The organism is Terrabacter sp. Soil810, from assembly GCF_001429645.1.
Lineage (GTDB): Bacteria > Actinomycetota > Actinomycetes > Actinomycetales > Dermatophilaceae > Terrabacter.
Genome location: NZ_LMSW01000013.1, coordinates 170,123 through 190,686, shown reverse-complemented (window position 1 = coordinate 190,686; position 20,564 = coordinate 170,123). Strand labels below are relative to the sequence as shown.

Here is a 20,564-nt window from a genome sequence, read left to right as displayed (position 1 = left end):
CGGGGGTCAGTGCTGCTCGCCGACCTCGTGCGCGACGAAGCGGACGAGGTCGGCGACGGAGTCGACGATGCGGCTCGGGCGGTACGGGAAGTGCTCGACCTGCTCACGGCTCGTCGAGCCGGTGAGGACGAGGACCGTGCGCAGACCGGCCTCGAGCCCGCTGATGATGTCGGTGTCCATGCGGTCGCCGACCATGATCGTCGTCTCGGAGTGCGCGTCGAGGCGGTTGAGGGCGCTGCGCATCATGAGCGGGTTGGGCTTGCCGATGTAGTAGGGCTGGCGACCGGTCGCCGTCGAGATGAGGGCGGCGACCGAGCCGGTGGCCGGGAGCGTGCCGGCCGGGCTCGGGCCGCTCGGGTCGGGGTTCGTCGCGATGAAGCGGGCGCCCTTCTCGATGAGGCGGATCGCGCGGGTGATGGCCTCGAACGAGTACGTGCGCGTCTCGCCGAGGACGACGTAGTCGGGGTCACGGTCGGTCATGACGTAGCCGACGTCGTGCATGGCCGTCGTCAGGCCGGCCTCGCCGACGACGTAGGCCGAGCCGCCGGGCCGCTGCTCGGCGAGGAACTGCGCCGTCGCCAGCGCCGAGGTCCAGATCGCCTCCTCGGGCACGTCGATGCCGCTGCGGAGCAGCCGGGCGCGCAGGTCGCGCGGCGTGAAGATCGAGTTGTTCGTCAGGACGAGGAAGCTCCGGCCGGACTCCTTGAGCGCCGTGACGAACTCGGCGGCGCCGGCGATCGCGTCCTCCTCGTGCACGAGGACGCCGTCCATGTCGGTGAGCCACGTCGCGACGGGCCGGTGATCGGTCATGGACCCCATTGTGGCGGGTCGGGCCGCCGTCCCGCTCAGGACGCCGAGTGGGCGATGGCGAGGTCGACGCGGTCGGCCGTCAGGGCGTGCTGGATGACCATGGTGGCCGCACCGATGACGCCGGCCTGGACGCCGGTGGTCGCCGGCACGATCTGCAGCACGCCGGTGGCGAGGGGGAGCGAGCGGCCGTAGACGACCTCGCGCACGCCGGCGATGAGGCTCTCGCCGGCCTGGACGAGCGAGCCGCCGATGACGATGACCGACGGGTTGAGCAGGCTGACGCAGGTGGCGAGCACCTCGCCGATGGTGCGACCGGCCTGGCGCACCGCGAGGGCGGCCGGGATGTTGCCGCCGCGGACGAGGTCGACGATGTCCTTGTTGGAGTCGGCGATGATCCCGATCTCCTTGAGCGCCTTGGAGATCGCGGGTCCGCTGGCGACGGCCTCGAGGCAGCCGACGTTGCCGCACGAGCAGAGCACCTCGGCGGCGTGGGGCGCCGCGACGTGGCCGAGGTCGCCGGCCGCGCCGACCGCCCCGCGGTGCAGGCGGCCGCCGCTGATGATGCCGGCGCCGATGCCGGTCGCGACCTTGACGAAGAGGAGGTGCTCGACGTCGGGGTGGGCCATCGCGTGCTCGCCGAGGGCCATGATGTTGACGTCGTTGTCGACGAGGACCGGGACGTCGAAGTCGCGTCGGACGTGGGCGGGCACGTCGTAGCCGTCCCAGCCGGGCATGATCGGCGGGCGCATCGGACGGCCGCTCGAGTGCTCGACCGGCCCGGGCACCCCGATGCCGATGCCGATGAGGTCGCGGGGCTCGCGGCCCGCCTGCTCGAGCAGGCGGCGCGTCGTCGCGACGAGCCAGTCGAGGACGACCTCGGGGCCGTCGGTGATGTCGAGGCTCTCGCCGATCTCACAGATCGGACGGCCGCTGAGGTCGGTCAGGGCGACCCGGCCGTGCGTGGCACCGATGTCCGCGCCGACGACCACGCGGGCCTCGGGGTTGAAGGCGAAGCGGACCGGCGGCCGGCCACCGGTGCTCGCGGCCTCGCCGCTGGGGGCGAGCAGGCCCGTCGCGAGCAGGGCGTCGACGCGGGCGCCCACGGTCGACCGGGCGAGGCCGGTCAGCTTGGCGAGCTCGGCACGCGTGCGCGGGGTCTCGTCGCGCAGCAGCTGCAGCAGCTCACCTGCGCCGCTGACGGCGGTGGCGGCATACGCGGACGACGTTGACTCTGGACGCACGTTCGAAGTCAAGCACACGCGGCTTCGGTATGTCATGCACACGGCTTTGGTGTGTCCACGAGAAAACTTTTGCTTGACGTTCCGACAAAAGTGGGTCACGGTGTGACGCATGGAATCTCGACGGCGAGATGTAGCAGGCGCCCCTCTCCTGCGAATGACGAACGTGGTCAAGCGTTTTCCCGGGGTCGTGGCCCTCGGTGGCGTCGACCTCGACGTGCAGCCCGGCGAGGTGCACTGCCTGCTCGGCCAGAACGGCGCGGGCAAGAGCACCCTCATCAAGGTGCTCGCCGGCGTCCACGAGCCCAACGAGGGCACCATCGAGTGGGCCGGCGAGCCGGTCACCCTGCACCACCCGCAGGCGGCGATGGACCTCGGCGTCGCGACGATGTACCAAGAGCTCGACCTCGTCGAGGGCCTCAGCGTCGCCGAGAACATCTTCCTCGGGCACGAGCCCACACGGTTCGGCTTCTCCCAGCGCACCGCCGCCCGCCGTGAGGCCGCCGCCCTGCTCGCCCGCCTCGGCCACCCCGAGATCTCGCCCTCCGTCGAGGTCGGCACGCTCTCGGCCGCCTCGTGCCAGATCGTCAGCATGGCCCGCGCCCTGTCCCGCGACGCGCAGCTCATCGTCATGGACGAGCCCTCCGCGGTGCTCGACGCCGGCGAGGTCAAGCAGCTCTTCCGCGTCATCGCCGAGGTGACCGGGCAGGGCGTCGCCGTCGTCTACATCTCGCACCGACTCGAGGAGATCCGCGAGATCGGTGACCGCGTCACGGTGCTCAAGGACGGCAAGACGGTCGCCACCGGCCTCGACGCCAAGACGACGCCGACCCAGGAGCTGATCCGTCTCATGACGGGCCGCTCCATCGAGTACGTCTTCCCGCCCAAGCCCGAGGTCGTCGTCGACGCCGAGCCCGTCCTCCGCGTCGAGGGCCTGGCCCGCGCGGGCGAGTTCGCATCGGTCACCTTCGACGTCCGTCCCGGCGAGGTCGTCGGGCTCGCCGGCCTCGTGGGCTCGGGTCGCTCCGAGGTCGTCGAGACGATCTTCGGGGCCCGCAAGGCGACGAGCGGCACGGTCAGCGTCGGCGGCAAGGCGGTGCGCGGGGGGTCCGTCGCCGCGGCCGTCGCCGCCGGGATCGGCCTGTGCCCCGAGGAGCGCAAGAGCCAGGCGCTCGTCCTCGGCGCCTCGCTCGCCTCGAACATCACCCTCGCGACGCTCCCGCGCTTCTCGCACGGCGGCCTGCTCGACGGGTCGGCCGAGGTCGAGGCCGCCGAGGAGCTGCTCGAGTCGCTCGACGTGCGCCCGCGCGGCGTCCACCGCGAGTCGCGCACCCTCTCCGGCGGCAACCAGCAGAAGGTCGTCCTGGCCCGCTGGCTGCTCCGCGGCTGCAAGGTGCTGCTCCTCGACGAGCCCACCCGCGGCGTCGACGTCGGGGCCCGCTCCGAGATCTACGCCCTGATCCGCCGCCTCACCGACGAGGGCGTCGCCGTCGTCGTCGTGTCCAGCGAGATCCCCGAGGTCCTGGGGCTGTCCAACCGGGTGCTGGTCCTCGCCGACCGCACCGTCCGTCACGAGGGCCCGGCCGACGAGCTCGACGAGCACGCCGTCCTCGACATCATCCTGAAGGGAGACGCGGCATGAGCGCCGACGTCACGAAGGTCGACCAGGCAGGGGAGCCCGTCGGCGGAGCCGCGAGCGGGACCACCCCGCCCACCCCGAGCGGACCACCGGTCGGTGGAGCCGCCTCCCGCCGGGAGGGAGGCATCGCCGGCTTCCTCAACGGACCCGTCGGCCGGAACGCGGGTCTCGTGCTGGCCCTCGTGCTCCTCGTCATCGTCGGCATCATCACGGCCGGGGACCGTTTCGCCAGCCCCGAGAACGCGCTGACGATCCTGCGACTCGGCTCGGTCATCGGCGTCGTCAGCGTCGGCATGACGTTCGTCATCTCCGGTGGCGGCATCGACCTGTCGGTCGGCGCCATCGTCGCCCTCTCGTCGGTCTGGGCCACCACGGTGGCGACCCAGACCATGGCCGCGAACTACCACTGGATCGTCATGGTCATCGCGGCGCTCGTCGTCGGGGCCGTCTGCGGACTCGTCAACGGGGTGCTGATCGCCTACGGGCGCATGGCGCCGTTCATCGCGACCCTCGCGATGCTCGCCGCCGCCCGGGGCCTGGCCGAGATCATCGCCAAGCGCCGCACCCAGATCATCCGCGACCGCGGCTTCATCGAGTTCTTCGGCGGCAGCGTCCTCGGCATCCCCGTGCTCGTCATCATGTTCGCGATCGTCGCCGTCGTCGGCTGGGTCCTGCTCAACCGCACGACGTTCGGGCGTCGCACGCTGGCCATCGGCGGCAACCCCGAGGCGGCCCGCCTCGCCGGCATCCGGGTGCAGCGCCAGACGATGTACCTCTACATCCTGCTCGGTGTCGCCTGCGGCATCGCCGCCGTGATGATCATGGCCCGCACGACGACCGGCACGTCCACGCACGGCACCCTCTACGAGCTCGACGCGATCGCCGCCGTCGTCATCGGCGGCACGCTCCTCAGCGGTGGCCGCGGCACGATCGTCGGCACCGTCCTCGGCGTCCTCATCTTCACGACGCTCACCAACGTCTTCACCCTCAACAACCTCGACACGTCGACGCAGGCGGTGGCCAAGGGGGCGATCATCGTCGCCGCCGTCCTGCTCCAGCAGCGGGTCTCCCGCACCAGGTCGGGCTAGCCGAACGGCCCGGTCGACAGCACCACCAGCACGGCAGAGCACCACTCACCTCGCACCACCCCTCTTCGCTCACATAGGAGTCAGCGTGTCCGCATCACTCTCCCGTCCGACCAAGCGCGTCGCCGTCCTGGCGATCGCCCTGAGCTCGGCCCTCGTCGCCGCCGGGTGCACGAGCAACGACCCGGCCACGACTCCCGCGGCCTCGACCCAGCAGACCGGCAGCGACGCCGTGAGCGACAACGACGCCCCCGGCAAGAAGGTCGTCATCGGCTTCTCCGGACCGGCGGCCGACCACGGCTGGCTCGCGGCGGTCAACAAGTCGGCCCAGGACGAGGCCAAGAAGTACAGCGACATCGAGCTCAAGTCGGCCGAGGGCACCAACGACGCCAGCCTCCAGATCAGCCAGATCGAGACCTTCATCAACGACAAGGTCGACGCGATCGTGCTGCTGCCGACCGACGGCGCTGCCCTCACCGAGGTCGCCACCAAGGCGATGCAGGCCGGCATCCCGGTCATCAACGTCGACCGGGAGTTCTCGAGCCCGTTCGCCGCGCGGGCGACGGTCCTCGGTGACAACTACGGCATGGGCGTCTCGGCCGGCACCTACGCCTGCAAGATCGTCAAGGACAAGAACATCGCCAACCCGGTCATCGCCGAGATCGCCGGCATCGACGCCCTGCCCCTGACGCAGGACCGGTCGAAGGGCTTCGCCGACGCGCTCAAGGCCTGCAACCAGACCGTCGACAACCGGGTCGCGGCGGAGTTCACGGTCGAGTCCGGCGAGAAGCAGGCGTCCAACCTGCTTCAGGCCGCCCCGAAGATCGACGTCCTGTGGAACCACGACGACGACCAGGGTGTGGGCGTCATGGCCGCCCTCGACCAGGCCAACCGCCACGAGATGGCCTTCATCGGCGGCGCCGGTTCGGCCAACGCGATGCGCTGGATCCAGGAGGGCAAGATGGAGGCCACGGTCATCTACCCGCCGACCCAGGCCGCCGACGGCATCAAGCTCGCGCGCCTCATCGCCCAGGGCAAGGGCCTGAGCGACCTCGTCCAGGTCGAGGTGCCCAACCGCATCGTCCTCAACGCGCCCGTCGTGACCAAGGAGAACGTCGAGCAGTACCTGCCCCTCGGCTTCGAGTCCTGACCGGTCGGTGCTCGCGCCACCGCACGCCAGGTGGCGCGGGCACCCCACCGCACCAGCAGGACCGAACCGTCAGCGGTACCACCCCTCGTCGGATGTGAGGACGTCATGAGCACACCCAGCAAGCCCACCCTCGGGGTCGGGATGATCGGCTACGCCTTCATGGGGCGGGCCCACTCCCAGGCCTGGCGCAACCTGCGCAGCTACTTCGACGTGCCGGCCGCGCCGCGCCTCGTCGCCGTGGCCGGGCGCAACGAGGCGGCCGCGCGCGACACGGCCGACCGCTTCGGCTGGGCCGGGGTCGAGACCGACTGGCGGCGCCTGCTCGAGCGTGACGACATCGACGTCATCGACATCTGCACGCCGGGCGACACCCACGCCGAGATCGCGGTCGCCGCTCTCGAGGCCGGCAAGCACGTGCTCTGCGAGAAGCCGCTCGCCAACTCGGTCGGGGAGGCCGAGGCGATGGTCGTGGCCGCCGAGGCGGCCCGGGCCCGCGGCGTCCGCTCGATGGTGGGCTTCACCTACCGCCGGGTCCCGGCCATCGCGTACGCCCGTCAGCTCGTCGCGGAGGGACGGCTCGGCCGTATCCTCCACGTCCGCGGTGCTTACCTGCAGGACTGGCTCGTCGACCCCGAGTCGCCGCTCACCTGGCGCCTCCAGAAGGAGCGTGCCGGCTCGGGGGCGCTCGGCGACATCGGCGCCCACATCGTCGACCTCGCGCAGTTCGTGACGGGTGAGCACCTCACCGGGGTGTCCGCCCTGACCGAGACGTTCGTGCGCGAACGTCCGGTGGCCGATCCGGCGGCCGCCGGGACCGGGGGGATCAGCGGCACGGCCGCGCAGAACGGCTCGGCCACCACCGGGCCGGTGACCGTCGACGACGCCGCCGTGCTCGTCTCGCGGATGAGCGGTGGCGCCCTCGCGACCTTCGAGGCGACCCGCTTCGCCAACGGCCGCAAGAACGCGATCCGCCTGGAGGTCAACGGGACCGAGGGCTCGCTCGCCTTCGACTTCGAGGACATGAACGTCCTCCACGTCTTCGACGGGCGCGTCCCGAGCCGCGACGCCGGCTTCACCCGGGTGCTCGTCACCGAGTCCACCCACCCCTACGTGGCGTCCTGGTGGCCGCCCGGTCACGTGCTCGGCTACGAGCACGGCTTCACCCACCAGGCGGTCGACCTGCTGACCGCCATCGCCGAGGGCACCGACCCCCGGCCTTCCTTCTCCGACGGGCTCCAGGTGCAGCGGATCCTGTCGGCGGTCGAGACGAGCGTGGAGCGGGAGGGGTCCTGGACCCCGATCGACGGGGCCCACGCGACGTCGCCGACCATGTCCTGAACGCTGCGGAGGCACTCGACCTCGCTTGTCAGACAAGGAGATCCAGCACAAACCGCACGTCTAGTCTCTGTCACCCCTTGAAGGAGCACGCTCACATGCACGACAACGACGTCAACCCGCTCAAGCTCGTCAGCAAGCTCGGACTCAACCGTCGCCAGTTCTTCGCGGCCACGACGGGCGTCGCCGCCGCCGTGACCCTGACCGGGACGGCCGCCAAGGCCGCCCCCGGCGCCAGCGGGGTCCTCATCCCCGCCCCTCGCCGAGGGATCATCCTCTACACCGTGCGTGACGCGGTCGGGCGCGACCCGCTGACCTCGCCGTACGCCTCCGGCTTCAAGGAGGTGCTCACCGAGCTCTCCTCGATCGGCTACCGCCAGATCGAGTTCGCCGGCTTCCGCCAGCACGCCAACGCCGAGGGCGGTGCAGACCTGAACACGGTGGCCGGTGCCACGCAGCTGCGCGCCTGGCTCGACGAGCTCGGGCTCGAGGCCGAGGGCAACCACGGCTCGATCCCGTCGACCATCACGGACACGACGATCGCGCAGTTCGACGCGGCCTGCGAGATCGCCAACATCCTCGGCATGGGCCACGTCGGCACCGGGTCCGACCCGACCGGCTCGGCCTACGTCGCCGACTGGGAGGCCGCGGCCGCGCGCTGGAACTTCTTCGGGGAGAGGGCCGCCCAGCACGGACTCAAGCTCTACACGCACAACCACGACATCGCGTACAGCTTCCTGCTCGACAGCGGGCCGCTCGACGCACAGGGCCGCCCGACGCGCTCGTCCGGCATCCGCCGCCTCGAGCACTTCCTGGCCAACACGGACCCGAAGGCCGTCTACCTCGAGATGGACATCTACTGGGCCCACGTCGCGCAGTACAAGCACACGACGTACACCGCCCCGGACGGCTCGGTCGTGACCTCGATCTTCGACCCGGCCGCGGTCGTCGCCGCCCAGACGTCACGCTTCCCGCTCTTCCACGCCAAGGACGGCAAGATCGACACGACGCAGTCCAACGGCTACGTCATGGCCCCCTTCGGCCAGGGCGACATCGACTACTCGACGTTCCTGCGCCGGGTCGGTGCCAAGGGCTCGCACAACCCGATGTGGGAGATGGACACCGCACCGGGCAACGCCACGACGGCTCCGAACCAGTCGATGGAGCTCTCGAAGGTCAGCTACGACGCGATGGCCGCCCTTCGCGGCTGAGCCCCCTGCACACGCAGGCCGACCGCCCTCCGGGGGCGGCCGGCATACCGGAAAACACCGGGCCCCGGGGAGTGCAGAAGCCGTTGCAGCGGCGCACTCCCCGGGAACCGGCTTCGCCCGTCTCTGTCAAGAAGGACGTACCGATGAATGCTACTTCGCGATCCAGGGCGAGGAGGCTGGTTGCCACAACTGCGGCAGCCGTCCTCGCCTGCACGGCGCTCGGCGCCGTGGCCACCCTCCCGGCCCAGGCGCACGACGGGGTCGACCACGGCTCCGAGCCGGCGCTCGACTGGTCGAACTACGAGAAGATCACCCTCACCAAGGACACCGGTGAGCCGATCGACATGGCCGTGCTCCCCGACCGCCGCGTGCTGACGACCGCCCGCAACGGCGACGTCCGCCTCGTCGACCCCGACAGCGGCGTCACCAAGGTGATCAACACCCTGCCCGTCTACAACAACTCGGAGGACGGGCTCCAGACCGTCACCCTCGACCCCGACTTCCAGACGAACCAGTGGGTCTACCTCTACTACGCGCCGCGCACCATGACCGCGCCGTACGTGACGACGACCCCGACCGGGTCGGCGCCGAACAGCCTGCCCGCCGGCGCGGACGCCTCCTACTGGGACCAGTGGAAGGGCTACAACCAGCTCAGCCGCTTCAGGTGGGACGACGCCGCCGACAAGCTCGACCTCGCGAGCGAGCAGGTCATCCTCAAGGTGGAGACGCAGCGCGGCCAGTGCTGCCACGTCGCCGGTGACGTCGACTTCGACGCCGACGGCAACCTCTACCTCTCGACCGGCGACAACACGCCGGCGAGCGCGCCGGGGGCCAACGGCTTCGCGCCGAACAACAACGCGCCCGGCTTCAACCCCGGCTTCGACTCGCGTCGCGGCGCCGGCAACACCAACGACCTGCGCGGCAAGATCCTGCGCGTCCACCCCGAGGCCGACGGGTCCTACACGATCCCGGCGGGCAACCTCTTCGCACCGGGCACCGCCAAGACCCGTCCCGAGATCTTCGTCATGGGCGTGCGCAACCCGTTCCGCATGGACGTCGACCCGATCACGAACTCCGTCTCGTGGGGCGACTACGGCCCCGACGCCGGCGCGCCCGACGCCCAGCGCGGCCCGATGGGCTACGTCGAGTGGCAGACCACGGCCATCACCAAGCCGATCAACGGCGGGTGGCCCTACTGCCACGGGCCGAACGCGAACTACAACGAGTGGAACTTCGCCACGGCGACGCCCGGACCGTGGTTCGACTGCAACGCCGGCGCCACGAACAACTCGACGTGGAACACCGGGCTCGCCCAGGTGCCCCCGGCCACCGCGCCGACGCTCTACTACGGCGACAACAACACGCACCAGCCGTGGCCCGAGCTGACCGACTTCGACCCGCAGGGTGGTCAGGGCCCGATGGGCGGTCCCGTCTACCACTACGACGCGACCAACGCGTCGACGACGAAGTTCCCGGCGTACTGGGACAAGAAGGCGTTCTTCGCCGAGTTCTCGCAGGACTACCTCGCGGTGTTCGACGTGCAGTGGCCCAACGGACCCGTCAACCACATCCAGCACTTCCTGCCCAACCGCGACCTCGAGACGAACGGCCAGCCGATCACCGACAGCCCGATCGACATCGAGTTCGGCCCGGACGGGTCGCTCTACGTCCTCGACTACGGTGACGGCTTCTTCCGGGCCAACCCCGACGCCGGCCTCTACCGGATCGACTACGCGCCCGGGAACAAGGCGCCGCAGGCGAAGATCGCGGCGAACCCGATCAGCAGCAGCAGCGCCCCGCTGACGGTCCAGTTCGACGCGTCCGGCTCGGTCGACCCCGAGGGTGGGGCCCTGACCTACGAGTGGGACTTCGACGGCAACGGCACGTTCGACGCGACCGGCGCCACGGCAAGCTTCACCTACACCGAGCTCGGGAAGTACACGGCGCGCCTGCGCGTCACCGACCCGGAGGGCCGTCGCGGCCTGACGAGCACGTCGATCAGCGTCGGCAACGTCGCCCCGACGGTCACCGTCGCGACGCCTCCCAACGGCGGCTTCTTCGACTGGGGCCAGGCCGTGCCCTTCAACGTCACGACCTCCGACGCAGAGGACGGCACCGCAACGGTGTGCTCGCGCGTGACCTGGACCTTCGGGCTGGGGCACGACGCGCACGCCCACCCGCTGAGCCAGGGCACGGGCTGCCAGTTCGCGATCCCGACCCCGGCCGACGCGACCCAGCACGGCGAGACGGAGAACATCTTCGGCGTCGTCGTCATCACGTACACCGACAACGGGGCCAACGGTCTCCCCGGTGCGACCACCACCGAGCAGCTGATCCTCAACCCGAAGAAGCAGGAGGCCGAGTGGGCCGACGCGACACAGGGTGTCGAGATCACGAACGACGACGCGGCGAGCGGCCTGCGCAAGGTCACCTCGTTCGACGCCGGTGACTGGCTGGCCTGGGACCCGGCGAACCTCGTCGGCGTCACGGGCGTGACGGCCCGCGCCTCCGGCAGCGGCACCCTGTCGCTCCGGTGGAACTCGCCGACGGCGGCCCCCTTCGGCACCGTCGCGGTGAGCGGCTCCGGCTGGACCGACGCGGCAGCGAGCCTGTCGTCGAAGCCCACCGGCACCGGACGCCTCTACGTCACCTCCTCCGGCGGGGTCGTGCTCGACTCCCTGACGTTCGTGGGCAACGGCGTCGCCGACGTCACGCCCCCCGTCGTCTCGGCCACGCTGAACCCGGCGACGCCGAACGGCGCGATCGGCTGGTACACGAGCAACGTGACCGTCACGGTCAACGCGACCGACAACGGCACCGTCGCCTCGCGCCAGCGCTCCACCGACGGTGGGACCACGTGGGTCAACGCCAACACGGCGCTGACGATCTCGACCGAGGGCACGACGACCGTGCTCTACCGCGCCACCGACAACGGCGGCAACGTCTCGCAGGTCGGCTCCGTCACGGTCAAGCTCGACAAGACCCAGCCCGCGGTCGCGGTGTCCGGGGTGACCGACGGCGCCACCGTCGGCAACTCCGGCGACGTGACGTGGACGGCGACGGACGCGACGAGCGGCATCGACACCGTGACCGCCACGGTCGACGGCACGGCGGTCGCGGCCGCCACGCCGCTGGCCCTGTGGAAGCTCTCGCTGGGCAGCCACACCCTGGTCGTCACGGCGGTCGACAAGGCAGGCCTGGTGCGCACCACGACGGTGACGTTCACGACCCGCACGTCGCTGCTGACGCTCACCGCCCTGACGGAGCGACTGGCCCGCGAGGGTCTCGTCACCCCGGCGGGCGAGAAGGAGCTCGAGAAGCGTCTCCAGCAGGCCGAGAGGCACGTCGCCGCGGGTCGCACCGCGGCCGCGATCTCGCAGCTGCAGGGCTTCGTCGACGCTGCGACGTCGAGCACCAACGTCCGCGACGCGGCGGCCTCGGCCGCCCTGCAGCGTGACGCCAACGCGGTCATCGCCTCGCTGCGCTGACCCATCCCGGTGGCCCGGCGGCGGGCACACGCCCCCGCCGGCGGGCCACCGGCCCCACACCCGGCCCCCACCTCTCGAGGAGTAACGACCATGACGGACGAACGAACCGGGCTCTGGCTCGTCGGCGCACGCGGCTCGGTCGCGACGACCGTCGCCACCGGCCTTGCGCTCATCACCGCCGGCGGTGCCGGGCCCGACGGCCTCGTCACCGAGCAGCCCGACCTGGCCGCTGCCGGCCTCGTCCCGCTCGACCACCTCGTCGTCGGTGGCCACGACGTCACGGACGTGCCGCTCGTCAAGCGGGCGGCGCAGCTGGCCGACGCCGGGGTCATCCCGCACACGGCCCTGGCGCTCGTCGCCGACGAGCTCGACCGGACGTGCCGGCGGATCCGCCACGGCCACCGGGACGCCGAGGAGCGCCAGGTCGACGCCGTCGAGCGGCTGGCCGCCGACATCCGCGCCTTCGCGGAGACCGAGTCCCTGTCGCGGGTGGTCGTCGTCAACGTCAGCTCCACCGAGCCGGTCGTCACCGACGACCCGGCCCACGCATCCCTCGACGTCCTCGAGCAGGCCTGGGGCGCAGGCGAGTCCCCGCTGCCGCCGAGTGCCGTCTACGCAGCGGCCGCCTTCACGGCCGGCGCCGCGTTCATCGACTTCACGCCCTCGACCGGCGCGCGCCTGCCCGCGCTCGAGGAGCTCGCCGAGCGCCAGGGGGTTCCGTGGGGCGGCAGCGACGGCAAGACGGGCGAGACCCTCGTCAAGTCGGTCCTCGCACCGATGTTCGCCGCGCGGTCGCTCCGCGTCCGGTCGTGGGCCGGCACGAACCTGCTCGGCGGCGGGGACGGCGCCACGCTCGCCGACCCCGACGCGATGGAGAGCAAGGCGCGGAGCAAGGCCCGTGGCCTCGAGGCGATGCTCGGCCACCCCGTCGACGGCCCGGTCCACATCGACAACATCGCCGACCTCGGCGACTGGAAGACGGCGTGGGACCACCTGACCTTCTCCGGCTTCCTCGGCACGCGGATGTCGATGCAGTTCACGTGGCAGGGCTGCGACTCGAGCCTCGCCGCCCCGCTCGTCATCGACCTGGCGCGCCTCGCCGACCTGGCGCTGCGCCGCGGGGAGGTCGGCCCGCTGCCGGCCCTGGGCTTCTTCTTCAAGGACCCCGTCGGCTCGGACGAGCACCGCCTCTTCGAGCAGCACCGGGTGCTGACCGCGTGGGCGAACGAGCCGGCGACGGAGCAGGCGACGGCGTCGTGACGACCCTGCGCGACCTCGTCGAGCTGGTGCGGGCGCCGGCCGCCCTCACCGTGCCCGGCGACACCCTCGCGGGGGCGGCGAGCGCGGGCTGGCCGGCCGGTGCGCGCTCAGCGGCGCTGCCGGTCGCGTCGACGTGCCTCTACTGGGCGGGCATGGCGCTCAACGACTGGGCCGACCGCCGCACGGACGCGGTCGAGCGACCGGAGCGCCCGATCCCGTCCGGTCGTGTGCCGGCCCGGACGGCGCTCGCCGTCGCCACCGGCCTCACCGCCGCCGGCATCGCCGTCGCGGCGGCCGCCGGTGGGCGCCGCTCGGCCGCCACCGCCGCCGTGCTCGCCGCGGCGGTCTGGGCCTACGACCTGTCCCCCAAGCAGGGACCGCTGAGCGTGGCGACGATGGCCTCCACACGCGGTCTCGACGTGCTCCTCGGGGCGAGCGCGGGCGGCGTGCCCGGCCTGCGCGCCGCCGCCGTCCCGGCCACGCTCGTCGCCGTCCACACGGCAGGCGTCACGGCCCTCAGCCGCGGTGAGGTGCACGGCGGCTCGACCGGCATGGCCCGGGCGTGCATCGCCGCGACCACCCTCGTCGCCACAGCGTCGGCGCTGCGCACGGTCCCCACTGCCGGACGCGGACGTGCCGGCGGAGCGCTCGGCGCTGCCGTCTCCGTCGCCCTCACGGGGTCGTATGCCGTGAGCGTCCTCCGCGCCCAGCTGGCCGCCGCGCGCACGCCCGATGCCGGCACGGTCCGGAGGGCCACGGGCGCCGGCATCCGGGGCCTCGTGCCCCTCCAGGGCGCGGCGCTCGCGGCGACCGGCCACCACGCGGCCGCGCTGGGTCTCGCCGCCTCCGCGCCGGTCGGTGCGGCTGCCATGAGGCGGGTGTCGGCGACGTGAGCCTCCGCTTCGGCTACGGCCTCAACGGCTTCACCGACCACCGGCTCGAGGACGGGCTCGCGCTCCTCGCCGACCTCGGCTACGACGGGGTCGCCCTGACGCTCGACCACGCGCACCTCGACCCCTTCGCGCCCGACCTGGCCGGCCGGGCGGCCCGAGTCGGCGGCCTGCTGGCCCGGCACGGGCTCGGGGTCGTCGTCGAGACGGGCGCCCGCTACGTGCTCGACCCGCGCCGCAAGCACGAGCCCACCCTCGTGTCCGACTCCGGCCGTGAGCGCCGGATCGACCTGCTGGAGAGGGCGATCCGCGTCGCGGCAGAGGTCGGGTCGCCGGTGGTCTCGTGCTGGAGCGGCATCGCCCCGCGTGGTGCGAGCAGCGACGAGCTGTGGTCGCGCGTCGAGGCCGCCGTCGCAGCACTCCTGCCGGTGGCCGAGGCGCACGGCGTCGACCTCGCCCTCGAGCCGGAGCCCGGCATGTTCGTCGAACGCATCGCCGACGTGCTCGAGCTGCGCCGGCGCCTCGGCTCGCCCGATCGACTGCGCCTGACGATCGACGTCGGCCACCTGCGCTGCACCGAGGACGCCGACCCGGCGGCCTGCGTGCTCGGCGCCGGCGAGCTGCTCGCCAACGTGCAGATCGACGACATGCGCCGTGGCGTCCACGAGCACCTGCCGCTCGGCGAGGGCGAGGTGGACTTCCCACCCGTGCTCGCGGCACTCGAGGCCGTCGAGTTCACCGGACTCGTCGCCGTCGAGCTGCCCCGCCACTCCCACGCCGCGCCGTCGCTCGCGGCCTCGAGCCTCGAGTTCCTCCGCACCGCCGCACGACGACCCCAGGAGGTGGGCCGATGACCCCCACGAACCCCACGACCAGCACGGACGCGCTCGCCGAGGTCGCGAGCGACCCCGACACCATCGACCGGCACTTCCCTGCGGCGGCGCGCACCGCGGCCCGCGAGGGCCGTGACGGGGACGCCGCACGCGAGGCTCTGCTGCTCGCGGTCCCCGGCCCGGCGGCATACGTCGTCGACGTCGTGCGTCGCGTCTACGACCACGGGGACGCAGCCGAGCGCCGGGCGGTCCTGCTCGCGCTCCCGGCGCTCGACGACCCCGACCGCCCCGACCCCATCGGCGACACCGCCCTCCCGATCGTCCGAGATGCCCTGCGCACCAACGACACCCGCCTCGTGGCCGCTGCCCTGGGACCGTATGCCGCCGCGCACCTCGACGACGACGCCTGGCGCCAGGCGGTGCTCAAGGTGCTCTTCACCGGCATCCCGGTGGAGCAGGTCGCCGGCCTGGGCGACCGCGCCGACGACGAGCTGGCCCGCATGGTCCGCGACTACGCCGCCGAGCGCGAGGCCGCCGGCCGTGACGTGCCACCGGACGCCCGAACCGTCCTCGCCCTTGCCCACCGAGCCGACTGAGGAGCCACCGTGCGCATCTTCGACCCCCACATCCACATGACGTCCCGCACGACGGACGACTACCAGCGCATGCACGCCGCCGGCGTCCGCGCCGTCGTCGAGCCGTCGTTCTGGCTCGGCCAGCCGCGTACGAGCGTCGGCTCCTTCTGCGACTACTTCGACGCGCTCCTCGGCTGGGAGCCGTTCCGCGCGTCGCAGTACGGCATCGCCCACCACGCGACGATCGGCCTCAATCCCAAGGAGGCGAACGACGCCCGCTGCCGCGAGGTCCTCGACGTGCTGCCGCGCTACCTCGCCAAGGACCGCGTCGTGGCCGTGGGCGAGCTCGGCTACGACTCGATGACGCCCGAGGAGGACGACGTCTTCGCCGCGCAGCTCGCGCTCGCCGCCGAGCACGAGCTGCCCGCCCTCGTGCACACCCCGCACCGCGACAAGCTCGCGGGCACGAGGCGCACCCTCGACGTCGTGCGCGAGTCGGCGCTCGAACCCGGCGCCGTCCTCGTCGACCACCTCAACGAGATGACGGTGGACGTCGTGGCCGAGTCCGGTTGCTGGATGGGCTTCTCCGTCTACCCGGACACGAAGATGGACGAGCACCGGATGGTCGAGATCCTGCGCGGCCACGGCCTCGACCGGATGATCGTCAACTCGGCCGCCGACTGGGGCAACAGCGACCCCCTCAAGACGCGCCGCGTCGCCGAGACGATGCTCGCCGCGGGCTACACGCCCGACGACGTCGACCGGGTGCTGTGGCGCAACCCCGTCGAGTTCTACGGACAGAGCGGGCGGCTCGAGCTCCCCGAGACGCAGGCGCCGGAGGCGTCCGAGGGTGAGCTCGTCGCAGCCGGCGCCACGTTCATGGGCAACTCCGTGCTCCGCGGCGCGAGGGAGTGAGCCGTGCGCCTGCTCCACGCCGACGGCCAGACCGTCCACGTCGCGTACTGCACCAACGTCCACCCGGGCGAGGACCTCGACACGATCATCGGGCAGCTCGACCGCTTCGCACTGCCCGTACGCCGTCACCTCGGCAGCGATGTCCTCGGCCTCGGTCTGTGGCTGAGCGCTCCCGTCGCCCGCGGCCTCGCCGGTGACCCGCGACAGACCGACCGCCTCCGCGCCGCGCTCGACGGGCGCGGCCTCGAGGTCGTCACCCTCAACGGGTTCCCCTACCGCGGCTTCCAGGACGATGTGGTCAAGCACCGCGTCTACCACCCCGACTGGACCGAGCCGGCCCGCCTGGCCTACACGACCGACCTCACCGAGGTGCTGGCCCGGCTGCTGCCCGACGACGCCGCCCGCGGCAGCATCTCCACCCTCCCGCTGGGGTGGCGGCACCCGTGGTTCGGCGACCGGCAGGTTCTCGCCGCCGAGCAGTTCGACCGGCTCGCCGACCACCTGCACGCCCTGCGGGAGCGCACCGGCCGCGAGATCCGGGTCGGCCTCGAGCCCGAGCCCGGCTGCGTCATCGAGACGACGACCGAGCTCGTCGACCGGATGGCGGGCTGGGACGAGGACGTCCTGGGCGTCTGCCTCGACCTGTGCCATCTCGCCGTCGGCTTCGAGGACGCCGCCGTCGCGGTCCCGCGGCTCTCCGCCGCCGGTCGGCGGGTCGTCAAGGCCCAGGTGTCGGCCGCGCTGCACGTCGAGCACCCCGGCGACCCGGCCACCCGCGCGGCGCTCGCGGCCTTCGACGAGGACCGCTTCCTCCACCAGACCCGGGCCCGTGGCGACGCCGGCCAGCTGCGGGCGCGCGACGACCTCGGCGACGCCCTCGGGGGCACGCGACCCCTCGACCCGTGCCCCGGTGGGGTCGAGCAGCCGTGGCGGGTCCACTTCCACGTGCCGCTCGACCACGCCCCCGAGCCGCCGCTCGCCGCCACGACCGCAGACCTGCGGCACTCGCTCGACGTCCTCGTCGGCGGAGACACCGCCCTGACCGACCATCTCGAGGTCGAGACCTACACGTGGACGGTCGTCCCGCAGGCGGTGCGCCCGACCGACGACGCGGCCCTGGCCGTGAGCATCGCCGGCGAGCTCGCCTGGCTGCGCGACACCCTCATCGACCTCGGCCTCAAGGAGCCCGCATGAACACCCCGAGCACCCGGCCCACGAAGGTCCTGCTCCTCGATGTCGTCGGCCTGACGCCGCGCGCCCTCGCCGACATGCCACGGCTGCGCCACCTCGCCGAGTCGGGCTGGCAGGCGCCGCTCGAGACCGTGCTGCCGGCCGTCACGTGCTCGGTGCAGTCGACGATGCTCACCGGGCGACCGGTCGCCGAGCACGGCGCGGTGGGCAACGGGTGGTACTTCCGCGACCTCGGCGAGGTCTTCCTGTGGCGCCAGCACAACGCGCTCGTCGCGGGGGAGAAGGTCTGGGACGCCCTGCGCCGCAGTCACCCCGGAGCCCGCGTGGCCAACGTGTGCTGGTGGTACGCGATGGGCATGGACGTCGACTCGATCGTCACGCCGCGCCCGGTCTACCACGCCGACGGCCGCAAGTCGCCTGACTGCTACACGCGCCCGGCGGCGCTGCACGACCGGCTCACCGAGCGGCTCGGGGCCTTCCCGCTCTTCCACTACTGGGGGCCCACCGCGTCCATCGCGTCGTCGCGCTGGATCATCGAGGCGACCCGCATCCTGCTCCCGGAGCACGACCTGACGCTCTCCTACGTGCCGCACCTCGACTACGACCTCCAGCGCTTCGGCCCGGAGTCGCCCGAGGCCCGGGCCGCCGCCCGAGAGCTCGACGCGGCCCTCGCGCCCCTGCTCGACGACGCCGAGCGCCTCGGCGTCAGTGTCGTCGTCGTCAGCGAGTACGGCATCACGGCCGTCGACGAGCCCGTCGACGTCAACCGGGTGCTGCGCCGGGCGGGCCTGCTCGACGTGCACACGCAGGCCGGGATGGAGTACCTCGACCCGTGGGCGTCGGAGGCGTTCGCCGTCGCCGACCACCAGGTCGCCCACGTCTACGTCCGCGACGAGGCCCGTCTCGACGAGGTGCGGGCCCTGCTCGCCGCCACCCCGGGCGTCGACCACGTGCTCGACCGGGCCGGCCAGGCGGCCTACGGCCTCGACCACGAGCGCAGCGGCGACCTCGTCCTCGTCGCGGAGCCGCGCGCGTGGTTCACGTACTACTACTGGCTCGACGACGAGCGGGCGCCCGACTTCGCGCGCGGCGTCGAGATCCACCGCAAGCCCGGCTACGACCCCGCCGAGCTCTTCTTCGACCCCGCCGACCGCTCCGCCAGGGCCCGCGCCGGGCTCGGGCTCGTGCGCAAGAAGCTCGGCCTCCGGTATGCCATGAAGGTCGTCCCGCTCGACCCGCGGTGGGTGCGGGGCAGCCACGGACGGCTGCCCGACGACCCCACGGACGGACCCGTCGTCATCACCTCCGACGCGGCCCTGCGCCGTGAGACGGTGGCGGCAGCGGACGTCCACGACCTCGTCCTCGAGGCCGCGGGCGCCACCGTCGCCGCACCGAGCTCCCACTGACCCGTCACCCAGCAACCCACATCAGCAACAAGGAGATCCACGATGGCCCGACCGATCACCCTCTTCACCGGACAGTGGGCCGACCTGCCCTTCGAGGAGGTGTGCCGCCTCGCGGGGGAGTGGGGCTACGACGGCCTCGAGATCGCCTGCTGGGGCGACCACTTCGAGGTCGACCGGGCCCTGTCTGAGGACAGCTACATCGAGTCCCGGCGCGAGATCCTCGAGCGGCACGGCCTCAAGGTCTGGGCCATCTCGAACCACCTCGTCGGACAGGCCGTCTGCGACGACCCCATCGACCAGCGCCACCGGGACATCCTTCCCGCCGCCCTGTGGGGCGACGGCGACCCCGAGGGGGTGCGGCAGCGCGCGGCCGAGCGGATGGCCGACACGGCCCGCGCCGCGGCGAGGCTCGGCGTCGACACCGTCATCGGCTTCACCGGGTCGGCGATCTGGAAGTACGTCGCGATGTTCCCGCCGGTCGGGGACGACGTCATCCAGGAGGGCTACGCCGACTTCGCCCGCCGCTGGCACCCGATCCTCGACGTCTTCGACGAGGTGGGGGTGCGGTTCGCGCACGAGGTCCACCCGAGCGAGATCGCCTACGACTACTGGAGCACCGTCGCGACGCTCGAGGCGATCGGCCACCGCGAGGCGTTCGGCCTCAACTGGGACCCGAGCCACATGGTGTGGCAGGACCTCGACCCGGCCGGCTTCATCTGGGACTTCAAGGACCGGATCTACCACGTCGACTGCAAGGACACCCGCAAGCGGATCGGCAACGGCCGCAACGGTCGTCTCGGCTCGCACCTGCCGTGGGGCGACCCGCGGCGCGGCTGGGACTTCGTCTCGACCGGCCACGGGGACGTGCCGTGGGAGGACTGCTTCCGCACGCTGAACGCCATCGGCTACGACGGCCCGATCTCGATCGAGTGGGAGGACGCCGGCATGGACCGCCTCGTCGGTGCCCCGGGCGCGCTCGAGTACGTCCGCGCCCTCAACTTCGAGCGACCCACCGCCTCGTTCGACGCCGCCTTCAGCAGCAGCAAGGACTGACGCCCGTCGCCCCGGCGGTCTACCGTCGGGGCATGGGACTCGTCCAGATCGCCCAGCACGCCGACGACCTCGAGCGGGCCACCGCCTTCTACCGTCGCCTGCTCGGCGCCGAACCGCTCGCGACGTACGTCCCGCCGGGTCTCGTCTTCTTCGACCTCGGCGGCGTGCGGCTGCTGCTCGACCGGGGCGCGCCGACCGCCCTGCACTACCTGCGGGTCGACGACATCGACGCCACGGTCGAGCGGCTGCGCTCCGCCGGTGTCGAGGTGCGCAGCGAGCCGCACGTCATCTTCGGCCACGACGACGACACGCTGGGGCCGGCCGGGACCGACGAGTGGATGGCGTTCGTCGTCGACTCCGAGGGCAACCTCGTCGGGCTCGTCGAGCAGCGACCGCGTGGCTGAGCCGCGCGATCTGTCGATTCCGCGGGACGGCGTTCGTGTAGAGGGTGCAGGGCGCACACCAGGGGCGCCCCGGACCCGCCG

Annotated in this window: 17 protein-coding genes; 15 read left to right on the top strand and 2 right to left on the bottom strand. The window is 72.3% G+C overall.

Annotation, left to right across the window (positions count from 1 at the left end):
* Positions 1-6: 6 nt before the first annotated feature.
* Together ASG96_RS17670 and ASG96_RS17665 are read right to left on the bottom strand one after the other, a co-directional pair.
* The gene (locus ASG96_RS17670) at positions 7-819 is read right to left on the bottom strand and encodes an HAD-IIA family hydrolase (protein ID WP_369793546.1); all 813 of its coding nucleotides are present in this window, start codon (positions 817-819) and stop codon (positions 7-9) included.
* Positions 820-845: 26 nt separating this feature from the next.
* Entirely contained in the window at positions 846-2,051 is a 1,206-nt protein-coding gene (locus ASG96_RS17665) for an ROK family transcriptional regulator (protein WP_056750953.1), read from the bottom strand.
* Positions 2,052-2,205: 154 nt separating this feature from the next.
* Between ASG96_RS17665 and ASG96_RS17660 the strand changes: the two genes are divergently transcribed.
* The 15 genes from ASG96_RS17660 (at position 2,206) to ASG96_RS17590 (ending at position 20,483) form a co-directional block, all read left to right on the top strand.
* Complete coding sequence (locus tag ASG96_RS17660; RefSeq protein ID WP_056750955.1) at positions 2,206-3,690, top strand: sugar ABC transporter ATP-binding protein; 1,485 nt, start codon at positions 2,206-2,208, stop codon at positions 3,688-3,690.
* Positions 3,687-4,775: an ABC transporter permease gene (locus tag ASG96_RS17655; protein ID WP_056750958.1), complete on the top strand. Its 1,089-nt coding sequence runs from the start codon at positions 3,687-3,689 to the stop codon at positions 4,773-4,775. Before ASG96_RS17660 ends, ASG96_RS17655 begins: the two co-directional genes overlap by 4 nt.
* An 85-nt stretch (positions 4,776-4,860) precedes the next feature.
* Positions 4,861-5,922 (top strand): substrate-binding domain-containing protein, encoded by a 1,062-nt coding sequence (locus ASG96_RS17650; protein ID WP_056750964.1) that lies wholly within the window; start codon positions 4,861-4,863, stop codon positions 5,920-5,922.
* A 105-nt stretch (positions 5,923-6,027) separates the two neighbouring features.
* Positions 6,028-7,260 carry a Gfo/Idh/MocA family protein gene (locus ASG96_RS17645; protein ID WP_057588773.1) on the top strand — a complete coding sequence of 411 codons (1,233 nt, stop codon included), beginning with the start codon at positions 6,028-6,030 and terminating at the stop codon, positions 7,258-7,260.
* 95 nt (positions 7,261-7,355) lie between these two features.
* Positions 7,356-8,468 carry a sugar phosphate isomerase/epimerase gene (locus ASG96_RS17640; RefSeq protein ID WP_056750971.1) on the top strand — a complete coding sequence of 371 codons (1,113 nt, stop codon included), beginning with the start codon at positions 7,356-7,358 and terminating at the stop codon, positions 8,466-8,468.
* Between the two features lie 227 nt (positions 8,469-8,695).
* Positions 8,696-11,956 carry a PQQ-dependent sugar dehydrogenase gene (locus tag ASG96_RS17635; protein ID WP_082591859.1) on the top strand — a complete coding sequence of 1,087 codons (3,261 nt, stop codon included), beginning with the start codon at positions 8,696-8,698 and terminating at the stop codon, positions 11,954-11,956.
* 90 nt (positions 11,957-12,046) lie between these two features.
* Positions 12,047-13,216, top strand: a complete 1,170-nt coding sequence (locus ASG96_RS17630; protein WP_057588771.1) for an inositol-3-phosphate synthase — start codon at positions 12,047-12,049, stop codon at positions 13,214-13,216.
* Positions 13,213-14,109 (top strand): SCO3242 family prenyltransferase, encoded by an 897-nt coding sequence (locus ASG96_RS17625; RefSeq protein ID WP_057588861.1) that lies wholly within the window; start codon positions 13,213-13,215, stop codon positions 14,107-14,109. The genes ASG96_RS17630 and ASG96_RS17625 overlap by 4 nt, the downstream gene beginning before the upstream one ends.
* A complete protein-coding gene (locus ASG96_RS17620) occupies positions 14,106-14,960 on the top strand; it encodes a sugar phosphate isomerase/epimerase (RefSeq protein WP_057588770.1) in 855 nt (284 codons plus the stop codon). Before ASG96_RS17625 ends, ASG96_RS17620 begins: the two co-directional genes overlap by 4 nt.
* Positions 14,957-15,535: an EboA domain-containing protein gene (locus tag ASG96_RS17615; RefSeq protein WP_057588769.1), complete on the top strand. Its 579-nt coding sequence runs from the start codon at positions 14,957-14,959 to the stop codon at positions 15,533-15,535. The genes ASG96_RS17620 and ASG96_RS17615 overlap by 4 nt, the downstream gene beginning before the upstream one ends.
* A gap of 9 nt (positions 15,536-15,544) precedes the next feature.
* Positions 15,545-16,429 (top strand): TatD family hydrolase, encoded by an 885-nt coding sequence (locus tag ASG96_RS17610; protein ID WP_057588768.1) that lies wholly within the window; start codon positions 15,545-15,547, stop codon positions 16,427-16,429.
* A 3-nt stretch (positions 16,430-16,432) separates the two neighbouring features.
* Entirely contained in the window at positions 16,433-17,623 is a 1,191-nt protein-coding gene (gene eboE, locus ASG96_RS17605) for a metabolite traffic protein EboE (protein WP_057588767.1), read from the top strand.
* Complete coding sequence (locus ASG96_RS17600) at positions 17,620-19,026, top strand: alkaline phosphatase family protein (protein ID WP_057588766.1); 1,407 nt, start codon at positions 17,620-17,622, stop codon at positions 19,024-19,026. The genes eboE and ASG96_RS17600 overlap by 4 nt, the downstream gene beginning before the upstream one ends.
* Before the next feature lie 42 nt (positions 19,027-19,068).
* The gene (locus tag ASG96_RS17595) at positions 19,069-20,079 is read left to right on the top strand and encodes a sugar phosphate isomerase/epimerase (RefSeq protein ID WP_056750997.1); all 1,011 of its coding nucleotides are present in this window, start codon (positions 19,069-19,071) and stop codon (positions 20,077-20,079) included.
* Between the two features lie 32 nt (positions 20,080-20,111).
* Positions 20,112-20,483 carry a VOC family protein gene (locus ASG96_RS17590; RefSeq protein WP_057588765.1) on the top strand — a complete coding sequence of 124 codons (372 nt, stop codon included), beginning with the start codon at positions 20,112-20,114 and terminating at the stop codon, positions 20,481-20,483.
* Positions 20,484-20,564 lie beyond the last annotated feature (81 nt).

Coding starts and splice junctions, on each gene's coding strand:
- ASG96_RS17655 (WP_056750958.1), top strand. CDS start 3,687: ATGAGCGCCGACGTCACGAAGGTCGACCAGGCAGGGGAGCCCGTCGGC.
- ASG96_RS17615 (WP_057588769.1), top strand. CDS start 14,957: ATGACCCCCACGAACCCCACGACCAGCACGGACGCGCTCGCCGAGGTC.
- ASG96_RS17600 (WP_057588766.1), top strand. CDS start 17,620: ATGAACACCCCGAGCACCCGGCCCACGAAGGTCCTGCTCCTCGATGTC.
- ASG96_RS17660 (WP_056750955.1), top strand. CDS start 2,206: ATGACGAACGTGGTCAAGCGTTTTCCCGGGGTCGTGGCCCTCGGTGGC.
- ASG96_RS17670 (WP_369793546.1), bottom strand. CDS start 819: ATGGGGTCCATGACCGATCACCGGCCCGTCGCGACGTGGCTCACCGAC.
- ASG96_RS17595 (WP_056750997.1), top strand. CDS start 19,069: ATGGCCCGACCGATCACCCTCTTCACCGGACAGTGGGCCGACCTGCCC.
- ASG96_RS17640 (WP_056750971.1), top strand. CDS start 7,356: ATGCACGACAACGACGTCAACCCGCTCAAGCTCGTCAGCAAGCTCGGA.
- ASG96_RS17630 (WP_057588771.1), top strand. CDS start 12,047: ATGACGGACGAACGAACCGGGCTCTGGCTCGTCGGCGCACGCGGCTCG.
- ASG96_RS17645 (WP_057588773.1), top strand. CDS start 6,028: ATGAGCACACCCAGCAAGCCCACCCTCGGGGTCGGGATGATCGGCTAC.
- ASG96_RS17590 (WP_057588765.1), top strand. CDS start 20,112: ATGGGACTCGTCCAGATCGCCCAGCACGCCGACGACCTCGAGCGGGCC.